Origin of the sequence: Andreprevotia lacus DSM 23236 (assembly GCF_900176275.1) — a bacterium.
In the GTDB taxonomy this organism is placed as follows: domain Bacteria; phylum Pseudomonadota; class Gammaproteobacteria; order Burkholderiales; family Chitinibacteraceae; genus Andreprevotia; species Andreprevotia lacus.
This window is the reverse complement of the sequence record NZ_FWXD01000058.1, coordinates 1-10,352: the sequence shown is the minus strand read 5'-3', so window position 1 is coordinate 10,352 and position 10,352 is coordinate 1. Positions and strand designations below refer to the sequence as shown.

General features: G+C 63.8%; 10 protein-coding genes and 1 pseudogene. 5 read left to right on the top strand and 6 right to left on the bottom strand.

Going from position 1 to position 10,352, the window contains the following annotated elements; genetic code table 11:
* The 3 genes and pseudogenes from B9A19_RS23525 to tsaA form a co-directional block, all read right to left on the bottom strand.
* Nucleotides 1-113, bottom strand: a pseudogene (locus tag B9A19_RS23525) (transposase domain-containing protein); the annotation flags it as partial.
* Between the two features lie 192 nt (nt 114-305).
* Nucleotides 306-1,214, bottom strand: a complete 909-nt coding sequence (locus tag B9A19_RS21540) for a patatin-like phospholipase family protein (protein WP_084093209.1) — start codon at nt 1,212-1,214, stop codon at nt 306-308.
* A 118-nt stretch (nt 1,215-1,332) separates the two neighbouring features.
* Nucleotides 1,333-2,028, bottom strand: a complete 696-nt coding sequence (gene tsaA / locus B9A19_RS21535) for a tRNA (N6-threonylcarbamoyladenosine(37)-N6)-methyltransferase TrmO (protein WP_084093208.1) — start codon at nt 2,026-2,028, stop codon at nt 1,333-1,335.
* 84 nt (nt 2,029-2,112) lie between these two features.
* Between tsaA and B9A19_RS21530 the strand changes: the two genes are divergently transcribed.
* Nucleotides 2,113-2,877, top strand: a complete 765-nt coding sequence (locus tag B9A19_RS21530) for a substrate-binding periplasmic protein (protein ID WP_084093207.1) — start codon at nt 2,113-2,115, stop codon at nt 2,875-2,877.
* A gap of 7 nt (nt 2,878-2,884) precedes the next feature.
* Here B9A19_RS21530 and B9A19_RS21525 read toward each other — a convergent pair whose 3' ends face one another.
* Nucleotides 2,885-3,403: a GNAT family N-acetyltransferase gene (locus tag B9A19_RS21525; RefSeq protein WP_084093206.1), complete on the bottom strand. Its 519-nt coding sequence runs from the start codon at nt 3,401-3,403 to the stop codon at nt 2,885-2,887.
* Nucleotides 3,404-3,555: 152 nt separating this feature from the next.
* On the opposite strand from B9A19_RS21525, the gene B9A19_RS21520 reads away from it, so the two are divergent.
* Nucleotides 3,556-4,398, top strand: coding sequence for a substrate-binding periplasmic protein (locus tag B9A19_RS21520; RefSeq protein WP_084093205.1), 843 nt, complete (start codon nt 3,556-3,558; stop codon nt 4,396-4,398).
* Between the two features lie 123 nt (nt 4,399-4,521).
* Here the strand turns inward: B9A19_RS21520 and B9A19_RS21515 are convergent, their stop codons facing one another.
* Both B9A19_RS21515 and metE read right to left on the bottom strand, forming a co-directional pair.
* Nucleotides 4,522-4,815 carry a hypothetical protein gene (locus B9A19_RS21515; protein WP_084093204.1) on the bottom strand — a complete coding sequence of 98 codons (294 nt, stop codon included), beginning with the start codon at nt 4,813-4,815 and terminating at the stop codon, nt 4,522-4,524.
* Nucleotides 4,816-4,865: 50 nt separating this feature from the next.
* Complete coding sequence (gene metE, locus B9A19_RS21510; RefSeq protein WP_084093203.1) at nt 4,866-7,208, bottom strand: 5-methyltetrahydropteroyltriglutamate--homocysteine S-methyltransferase; 2,343 nt, start codon at nt 7,206-7,208, stop codon at nt 4,866-4,868.
* 96 nt (nt 7,209-7,304) lie between these two features.
* Here metE and B9A19_RS21505 point away from each other — a divergent pair, with 96 nt between their 5' ends.
* The 3 genes from B9A19_RS21505 (at nt 7,305) to B9A19_RS21495 (ending at nt 10,350) form a co-directional block, all read left to right on the top strand.
* Nucleotides 7,305-8,231 carry a LysR family transcriptional regulator gene (locus tag B9A19_RS21505; protein WP_084093202.1) on the top strand — a complete coding sequence of 309 codons (927 nt, stop codon included), beginning with the start codon at nt 7,305-7,307 and terminating at the stop codon, nt 8,229-8,231.
* Between the two features lie 67 nt (nt 8,232-8,298).
* The gene (locus tag B9A19_RS21500) at nt 8,299-9,126 is read left to right on the top strand and encodes a hypothetical protein (protein WP_139799049.1); all 828 of its coding nucleotides are present in this window, start codon (nt 8,299-8,301) and stop codon (nt 9,124-9,126) included.
* A 213-nt stretch (nt 9,127-9,339) separates the two neighbouring features.
* Nucleotides 9,340-10,350 (top strand): IS110 family RNA-guided transposase, encoded by a 1,011-nt coding sequence (locus B9A19_RS21495; RefSeq protein WP_084092270.1) that lies wholly within the window; start codon nt 9,340-9,342, stop codon nt 10,348-10,350.
* The last annotated feature ends 2 nt before the right edge of the window (nt 10,351-10,352 follow it).

Sequence of the window (10,352 nt, the reverse complement as noted above, 5' to 3'; positions counted from 1 at the left end):
TTACGAAACAGGGCAAGGCCGATGACGAGCCAGACCACATGTTCAGCTGGCAGCTTGCGCCTGCGGATTGAGGCTTTACCGGACGATGAGAGGGCTTGTTCGATCCAGTCGGGGTCGATCAGCGTACTGAGTCGATCCAGATTGGTGGGGATCCGGCTCAGGGTATGTGCGAGTTCGTGGTGCAGGGGGGTCATGTAAAAAGAGGGCGTGAATCACGTCCTCTTTTTAACTCAATACCAGCGGCTAGCGCTTAACTGACTGGCATTAGGCAAATGCCGGCTTTTTTACCCTCAACGCTCCGCAGCTTACTTGCCTGCAGTCAGCCGTTTGGCATCAAGCTTGGCGCGTATCTGCGGCAAGGCCGCCAGCGCGGCTTTTTCGCCTTCGAGGATGGCCTGGTTCTTCTGGTCGAAATCGGTCGGGCCGATCTTGCCCACGCGCGGGCGAATCACCACGTCGGCGCGCGCCAGCTCCAGCTCGCCCAGCTTCTGGCCCATGATGACGATGGATTGGCCGGCCACGCCCAGCAGATTGCGCGGCGTCTTGCCATCGGCCTTGGCCGAGATGTCCACGGCAATCACGATATCCGCGCCGAGCTCGCGTGCGGCATCCACCGGCACCGGGCTGACCACGCCGCCATCGACATAACTCTTGCCGCTGATCGCCACCGGCTCGAACACACCCGGCACGCTGCTGGATGCGCGCACCGCCATGCCGGTATTGCCGCGCACGAACACCATGCGCTTGCCGGTTTCCAGCTCGGTGGCCACGGCAGCAAACGGCTTGCCCAGTTTTTCCAGCGGCCTGCCGCCCACAAGGCCATTCACGTAGTCCTGCAGCTTCTGCCCCTTGACGAGGCCACCACCCAGCAGGCCCACGTCGCGGATCTTGGCTTCATCCAGCGAGAATGCGGTTTCCTGCAGCTGGAAGGCATCCAGCCCGCTGGCGTAAAGGCTGCCCACCACGCTACCCGCGCTGGTGCCTGCCACCACGTCCACCTTGATGCCATTGGCCTCGAGCATCTTGATCACACCGATGTGCGCAAAGCCCTTGGCGGCGCCCCCGCCCAAGGCCAGACCGATTTTCAGCGGCCGCACCGGCTGCGGGGTCGGGTCGGTGGCGGGCTGGTTGGCCGGCGTAACCGGCGCATTGGTGGCGCAGGCCGACAGCAGCGTGGCGATACAGAAAGCGAGCAGGAAATGGCGACGATTCATGGGGCGGGGCTCGAATGCACCGGCAGGTGCAACATCAGTGTTGAGTTGGTGCGCAGCAGTCCGCTGCGACGGGCCATTCTAGGCGAATTGATCCGCCATCGCTTGGTGGGATTACCAGTCAGGCCGGATCGAGCGCCAGCACGGTTGCCACCGCGCCATCACAGCGCCATTTCACGTCGTACTGGTAGAGGCGCACGCCATAGATGCGCGCGGAAGGCTCGGCATAGGCCGGGCGCGGGTCTTGTGCCAGCACTTCGATGATCAGCTCGCGCAGCGCCGGCCGGGCAACCATCGCGGCAGCTATCGCAGCTTCTGCCCCGGCCGTGAACTGCACCGCCAGTTGTGGCGGCGGGCCATCGACGAAACCACCGCGCGCATCGGGCAGGCTTTCAACAAAGGGCACATAGGGCTTGATGTCGAGAATGGGGGTGCCATCGACCAGATCGACGCCGCCAAAGGTCAGCACCACGCCGTCATCGGTACGCACATCCAGCAATTCGACCAGCGACAACCCGAAGCTGTTGGGGCGAAACGGGCTGCGGCTGGCAAAAACGCCGACGCGGGCATTGCCGCCCAGCCGGGGCGGGCGCACGGTAGGTTGCCATTGCCCGCCGGTCTGGTGGAACACGAAGGTAAGCCAGACATGCGAGAACGCCTCCAGCCCACGCACCGCCTCGGCGCGGTCAAACGGTGGCTGCAGGCGCAGCACGCCTTGCGCATGGCGGGCCAGCCGGGGCTGGCGCGGTATGCCGAACTTGTCCGGGAACGGTGTTTGCACATGGCCAAGCGGCTGGCAGCTGTATGAAGTATCCACGGCGCTATTGTGCCCTCTGCGGCAGGCCGGCACCAAGCGGCGAAGGCGCTGCTATATTGGCAGCACGCGTTACGGGGGACCCTCATGCCCGGCAAATTGCTGCCCGCACTACCCTTGCTCGCTGCCCTGTTGGCGGCGGGGCACGCCATCGCGTCCGACGGGGTGCTGCTGATCACCTTCATCGACAAGCCGCCCTACTATTATCTGTCGGCAAGTGGCAACAAGCCGGGCGGTTTTCTGCTGACCCACGCGCAGCGCGTGTTCGAACAGGCCGGCATCAGGACGCGCGTGGAGCCGCGCCCCAGCATGCGCGCGTTGGTGGAGATAGAGCACGCCACCCAGCCCGTCTGTTCGGTGGGCTGGTTTCGCAATGCCGAGCGCGAGCGCTTCGGCCGTTTCAGCGAGCCACTGTTTCGTGATCCCCCCATGATCGTGGCAACGCGCTCGGACCGGCTGGCCCGCTTCAAGCCTTATGCCGGTGCCGGTGCGCTGGTGGCCGACCCGGCGCTGGTCCCCGGCACTGTGGCCGGTTTTGCCTACGGCAGCTATCTGGATGAGCTGCTGCGCCAGCGCAGCGGCCACATTGATGCCACCGCGCAGACCATGCAGCAGAATCTGGCCAAGGTCGGGCTGGGGCGGGTGGATTATGCCTTTGTCGATCAGGCCGAATTCAGCTGGTGGCGACGCCAGGCCGGCCTGCGCGGCCTGCCACTGGCGGGGCTCAACCTGCCCGACCTGCCGGCTGGCAATCTGCGCTACCTGCTGTGCAGCAAACAGGTGGACGATGTAACGATGCAGCGCATCAACCGTGCCATTGCCGCGCTGCCCAAGCCACAGGCACCCGAGTAGCGCCTGTTCACTCGCCAGCCAAACGGCGACCGACGATCACCAGATCGCGCTCGATGCCATCGAGCACCGCCACGCGCGGCAACTCGCCCCAGCGCACAAAACCATATTGTGCAAACAGGTTCAGGCTGGGCTGGTTGTGGCCGAAAATGAAGCCCAGCAGGGTATCGATCTGCAAGCCGGGCGCTGCGACAATCGCCGCCTCAAGTAAAAAGCGCCCTACGCCCTGCCGCTGCGCAGCGGCAGCCACATAGATGCTCAGCTCGGCGGTGCGCCCGTAGGCCGGGCGGCCATAAAAATCGGAAAAGCTCAGCCAGCCGGCCACGCTGATCCTGCCAGCCCCATCCGTCTCCTCGCACAGCCAGACCGGGCGCCGCTGCGGCTGGTGCGCGGCAAACCATGCCTCGCGGCTGGCAACACTGACCGGCTCGGTATCGGCAGTCGCCAGCCTGCCGGGGATGCTGGCGTTATAGATGTCGACGATGGCCGGCAAATCAGCCGGCAACGCCGGACGGCAGGAAAGCGGCATGGCACCGTCCCTCAGCGAAAGCAAATATGTTACGCACTAGAACAATTTGCCAGTATTGTGGATATCCATAGCCCGCCTCTGCAAAATCGGTAAAGAGGCTGACGGCATACTACGATGAATGGGGCGGCCCAAGACCGCCGGACAGGAATTGCATGACCAAGCCCACCTCCTCTATCCGTGCCGTGCCGCGCTTCTGCGCCTGGCTGGCCGGCATCGCCCTGCTGGCCAGCACAGGCTGCTGGGCGCAGGACAAACCTGACTGCAACCGCACCTATACCTTGGCATTTCACGACCACGGCCTGCTGTACGCGCAGCAAAGCGATACCGGGATCGACAAGGATATCGCCACCGAGATGGCCCGCCGCAGCGGCTGCAAGTTCGAACTGGCGGTACTGCCGCGCGCACGCATCTGGAAGCTGATCGAAACCGGCGAGCTGGACTTCAGCCTGTCCGGCATCACCAACCCGCAGCGCGAGCAATTTGCCGGCTTTGCCTGGTATTTTGCCGACAAATACGCGCTGCTGGTGCGCAAGGACGCCGCCATCGGCAAACCGGAAGACTTCCTGCGCAAGGATGCACTGCGGCTGGGCGCGATACCCAGCTTTCGCTACAGCGATCAGGCCAACAAGATGTATGACAAGCTGGCCGAGCAGAACCGCGTCACCCTCACCACCACTTTCGATGCGCTGTTCAAGAACCTGGCGCTCAACCGCATCCAGGGCATGATCATCGAACCATTCGATTACCCCAGCTTCGACGAATACAAGGTGCGCGACCAGACCGTGCTGCTGGATTTTGACGACCCCGCCGTGCCGCATGGCGTGATCATGTCGAAAAAGAGCGTGGGTGCTGTCGAACAGGAAAAGTGGCGCGCGCTGATCAACGGCATGCTGGCCGATGGCACGGTGCAACGCATCTTCGAGCGCTACTTCCCGCCCAAGCAGGCTGCGGCCATGGTCAATGCCGTCAACCCGGCCCAACAGGCCGCCCGCTGAGCGTCCGCCATTGACGCCATCCCCGTAGCCGGTCAGGCGCTCCCTGCGTTCATGGTGCGCCCGACAGCCTGAACGGCAGAGCGTCGCCAGCGGCATGACTCAGGTAACGCGCCGTGCGCTGGTTCAAGCCACAACCTCCAGCGACACGGCGCCAAAAAACACCTCGACCTCTGGCTCAACCAGCGCAATCAGCTGCGCCGACAGCGCCGTCTGCATGAACGCCCGTTCGGCCGCCATGCAATCAGCGCGTGTCTGCCAGCGCAGCAAGTCAGCGCATTCCCGCTCGCCGTCGAAGAAGGTATAACCGGCAAAACCCGGCTGTGCCTGCAGCCAGCGCAACATCTCGGCAATCAGTGCCATGAAATGCGCGCGATCACTGCCGGGTTTGAGGCGGAAACGCACCCATTGCACGTACATCGCATCTCCTTGCGACAAGGCCGGCAAACGCCGGCCTTGTCATTTCATGCTCAATGGCAACCGCAGGCGCCGGCAGCATGCGCTGCATGATGCCCGGCAGCCTCAACCACCAGCTTGCGGCCCTCGGCAATGGCCGAACGCGCTTCACGGGTGGCTTGCAGCATATTGCTCAGCGCGGCTTCGGTTTCCGGCCAGCCACGGGTTTTCAGGCCGCAGTCCGGGTTGATCCACAGCCGTTCGGCCGGCACCACTTCCAGCGCCTTGGCGATCAGCCGCAGCATTTCATTGACCGGCGGCACGCGCGGGCTGTGGATGTCGTACACGCCCGGGCCGATCTCGTTCGGATAGGCGAAGGTGCCGAACGCTTCGAGCAACTCCATGTCCGAACGGCTGGTTTCGATGGTGATCACGTCAGCATCCATGGCGGCGATGGCCGGCAGGATGTCGTTGAACTCCGAATAGCACATGTGGGTGTGGATCTGCGTGCTGTCCACCACGCCGGAAGCCGACACGCGGAAGGCACGGCCCGCCCATTCCAGATACGCATCCCAAGCTGCACGCTTGAGCGGCAAGCCTTCGCGGAAGGCCGGTTCGTCGATCTGGATCACCTTGATACCGGCTTGCTCCAGGTCCACCACCTCATCACGGATGGCCAGTGCGATCTGCAGGCAAGTCTGTTCGCGCGGCTGGTCGTCGCGCACGAACGACCACTGCAGGATGGTGACCGGGCCGGTCAGCATGCCCTTCATCGGTTTGCTGGTGAGCGACTGGGCGTAGCGGCTCCATTCGACGGTCATCGGTGTCGGGCGGCTCACGTCACCAAAGATGACGGGCGGCTTCACGCAGCGGCTGCCGTAGCTTTGCACCCAGCCAAAGCGGGTGAAGGTGAAACCGGCCAGTTGCTCGCCGAAGTATTCCACCATGTCATTGCGCTCGGCTTCGCCGTGCACCGGCACATCCAGGCCCAGTTCATCCTGCTTGGCCACCACCAGCTTGATCTCTGCCTGCATGGCGGCAATGTACTGGTCCTGCGGCAGCTCGCCGCGCTTGAAGGCGGCGCGGGCGGCGCGGATTTCCCTGGTCTGCGGGAACGAACCAATGCTGGTGGTCGGCAGCAGGGGCAGCTTCAGCCAAGCGCGCTGGGCATCGGCGCGCACCGGATAGGCATGGGCGCGCTTGGCATCGGCGCCGGTCAGTGCCGCCACGCGGCCACCGACGGCCGGGTTGTGGATGCGGGCCGAGGTGCGGCGCGATTGCGCGGCAGCATCGCTCACCGCCAGTTGCGCAGCGACGGTGCCGCGGCCTTCATTCAGCGCGCGCTGCACCACCACTACTTCGTCCAGCTTTTGCTTGGCAAAGGCCAGCCAGCCCTTCAGTTCGGCATCCAGCTGGTCTTCCTGCGCCAAATCAACCGGCGTGTGCAGCAGCGACGAGCTGGCGCTCACCCACAGCTTGTTACCCAGCTGTGTCTTGGCAGCGCTCAGTTGCTCGATCTTGGCGCTGAGGTCTGCGGCCCAGATATTGCGGCCGTCGATCACGCCGGCAGACAGCACCTTGTCTTGCGGCCATGCGGCCAGCAGTGCGTCGAGTTGCTGCGGTGCGCGCACCAGATCGACGTGTAAGCCCGCCACCGGCAGGCTGGCCAGCAGCGGCGCATGTTCGGCCACGCTGTCGAAGTAGGTGGCCAGCAGCAGCTTCACGCCGGCGGTCGAGAACTCGCGGTAGATCGGAGCAAAGGCATTGCGCCACTGGGCATCCAGCTCCAGCGCCAGGATGGGCTCGTCGATCTGCACCCATTCCACGCCCTGCGCGGCCAGCTTTTCCAGAATGCGGCGATAGGCCGGCACGATGCGGCCAGCCAGACCCAGCTTGTCGAAGCCGGCGGCCTTGCTCTTGGCCAGATACAAAAAGGTCAGCGGGCCGATCAGCGCCGGCTTGACGTTATGGCCTTGCGAGCGCGCCTCTGCCAGCTCGTAGAAGAACCAGTCCACGCCACCATCGAAGCGGGTTTCGGCATCCAGCTCGGGCACCAGATAGTGGTAATTGGTATCAAACCACTTGGTCATTTCCAGCGCCGGCTGCGCCGCGTTGCCGCGCGCCAGTTCAAAGTATTGCTTGAGTGTGAGCGCCTTCGGATCAAAGCCGAAGCGTGCCGGCAGTGCGCCCAGCAGCGCAGCGGTATTGAGCATCTGGTCATACCAGGCGAAATCGCCGGTGCTGACCAGATCGAGGCCGGCGTCCTTCTGCCATTGCCAGTGACGGCGGCGCAAGGTGCTGCCGACGGCGGCCAGCTCGGTTTCACCGATGTCGCCACGCCAGAACGATTCAACCGCAAACTTCAGTTCACGCTGCGCACCAATGCGCGGAAAACCCAGAACATGAGCAATAGTCATTGCAAATCTCCAATCCAATGAATGTGGTTTGCATGATCCGCGCTGCATGGCTATGATTCAAACTCATTATTTTCACGAATGTACTGAGAGATTTTCATGCAATCGCTGCTCGAGCTGCGCCACCTCAAGACCCTGGCCGCGATCCGCGATGCCGGCAGCCTCACCCGCGCGGCCGAGCGGCTGTTCCTGACGCAATCGGCGCTGTCACACCAGCTGCGCCAGCTGGAAGAGCACTACGGCCTGCCGCTGTTTGCGCGCAAGACCGCGCCGCTCAAGCTCACCCCGGCCGGCGACAAACTGGTGCAGCTGGCCGACCATCTCCTGCCGATGATCGCCAATGCCGAGCGCGATATCGCCAAGCTGCGCGAGGGCGAAGCCGGCAGCCTGCGCATTGCGGTGGAATGCCACACCTGCTTTGACTGGCTGATGCCCGCCATGGATACCTTCCGCGAGCGCTGGCCCGAGGTGGAGCTGGACATCGTGTCCGGCTTTCATGCCGACCCGGTGCAGTTGCTGTTCGAGGACCGCGCCGATCTGGCCATCGTGTCGGTGCCGGAGGCCGAAGCCGGCATCAACCACCTGCCGCTGTTTGCTTATGACATGGTGGCGCTGCTGGCGCGTGACCACCCGCTGGCCGCCAAGCCACATCTGGACGCGGCCGACTTTGCCGACGAAACGCTGATCACCTACCCGGTGCCGGATGACATGCTCGATCTGGTGCGCCAGGTGCTCAAGCCCGCCGGCATCAACCCCAAGCGCCGCACTACCGAGTTGACCGTCGCCATCCTGCAGCTGGTGGCCAGCCGCCGTGGCGTGGCCGCGCTGCCGGGCTGGAGCGTGCAACACTATCTGGAGCGCGATTACGTCGCCGCGCGGCCGATCACGCCGGGCGGCCTGCGCGCCGAGTTGAACGCCGCCGTGCTGCAGGATCGCGCCGGCACTGCCTACCTGCAGGATTTCGTCGCCATCGTGCGCGAGGTATGCGTGAGCGAGCTACCGGGCATCCAGCTGACCGGCGCCTGATCTGCCGGGCTTGCACGCCCGCGCAGACTTGCACCAAGATGGCGGCATCCTTTACGCGCTGCCTGCCATGTCCGATACGGCTTTGCTGATCACCCTGCTGTTGCGCGGCGGCCAGATTGCGCTGCTGCTGCAGATTGCCTGGCTACTGTGGCGCGATTACCGCCATGCACTCGCTGCGCGGCTGGGCGTCTTGCTGACCATCGGCACCATCGCCTTTGTGGTGAACTCGACCCCACCGATCGCCCCCATGGGCTTGGCCCGCCTGCCGATCACGCTACTCGATGCCGGCAATAGCTGGGTGATGTTCTTGTTTGCCCGCGCGCTGATGGAGGACGACTTCCGGCTGCGCCGCTGGCATGCACTGCCATGGCTGCTGCTGGCCGGCATCGGCGCCGTCAACTGCGTATGGCTGCATCCGCAACACCATCCTTGGGCGGGCAAGGTTGCCACCCTTCAGTCCACCAGCACCTTGCTGCTGGCACTGGCCACTACGCTGACTGCCTTGCGCGACTGGCGCAGCGAGCTGGTTGAACCGCGCCGCCTGGTGCGTGTCACGCTGATCTGCGGTTGCGGGATTTATGCCTTGTCGGTGCCGCTGCGCGCGTTGACGATGGGCGAGGATTTCGCCACCGCATCCCGCATGCATGCCTTTGATGGCAGCTTGGGCATCACACTTTTTTATTGCGGCTTTCTATTACGCCGGCCTCGCGCTGATCTGTTGTTTCCACCCGCGAACGGCCCTGCCGTCGGCGACGAAACACCGCCCTCCTCCGCGACCACCGAAACGTCCACAACGGAAAAACCCGATTACCAGCCCGACCCGGCACAACTGGCGCAACTCGAACACCTGATGAGCATAGAGCGCCTGTACCGCCACGAAGACCTCGTATCTTGATACAGCCAGCCCCGACACAGCTACCATGGTGCCAGAGCAGGCCGGGCAGAATGATGCTGGCAAGACTTTAGGCCATTGAGTACGCTCAACAAGCCTGTGGGTCAGATAAGCACACCTGCCCGTTTCTCGTTCATTCAGTCCGAACGGTAACCTGAGCCAGCGCCAAGCGGAATACACGCGCGCCAAGCTCGCATACGAGGAAGGCCAAGAACGATGAACGATCTGCGCTGCTTTATCGGTATTGATGTCGCCAAACTCAAGCTGGATCTGGCTTTGCTGGTCAACGGCAAATACAAGTCCAAGGTGGTGCCCAATACGCGGGAGGGCCACCAGCAGTTGCAGCAGTGGTTGCTGGACCGCGATGCCACGCCGACCAACAGCCATCTGTGCATGGAAGCCACCGGTCCCTATTCGGAAACGGTTGCGACGGCGCTGGCCGATCGGGGCTGGCCGGTCAGTATCGTCAACCCGGCACGCATCAAGGGCTTTGCGCAAAGCGAGCTGAGCCGGAACAAGACCGATTCGGTCGATGCCGCGCTGCTGGCGCGCTTTTGCAGTGTCATGCAGCCCGAATGCTGGACGCCACCGCCTGCGGAATACCGCACCTTGCGCGCCTGGGTGGATCGGCTGCAGGCGCTCAAAGACATCCAGCAGCAGGAGAAGAACCGCCAGGAAGCCGCCTTGGCCATGCAGCAAGCGGCGCTGGTCGATTCGATCCAGCATCATCTGGACTGGCTGGCGCAAGAGATCGCCCGCATCGCACAAGACATCGACGACCATCTGGATCATCACCCCGGTTTGAAGCGCGATGCCATGCTGATGACCAGCATTCCCGGCATTGGCAACACCACTGCCGCCAAGATGCTGGCCTATGTGGGCGACGTGCGCCGTTTCGAATCCGCCAAAGCGCTGGCCGCCTGGCTGGGCGTCTCGCCCCGGCAACGGCAATCGGGCAGTTCGGTGAGAGGCCGGACCATGCTCAGCCGTGCCGGTCACCGCAGTGCGCGCACCGCACTCTACATGCCGGCGCTGGTGGCGCTGCGCCACAATCCTGCTTTGCAGGCATTCGGCGAACGACTGCGCGCCAACGGCTTGGCGCCCAAGGCCGTGGTTGGCGCGGCCATGCGCAAGCTGGCACATCTGATCTTTGGGGTGGTGCGCTCAGGCATGCCATTCAATGCAGAAATGGCGATGCCGAGGCTTGACCTTCAAGACGGTATCTGACC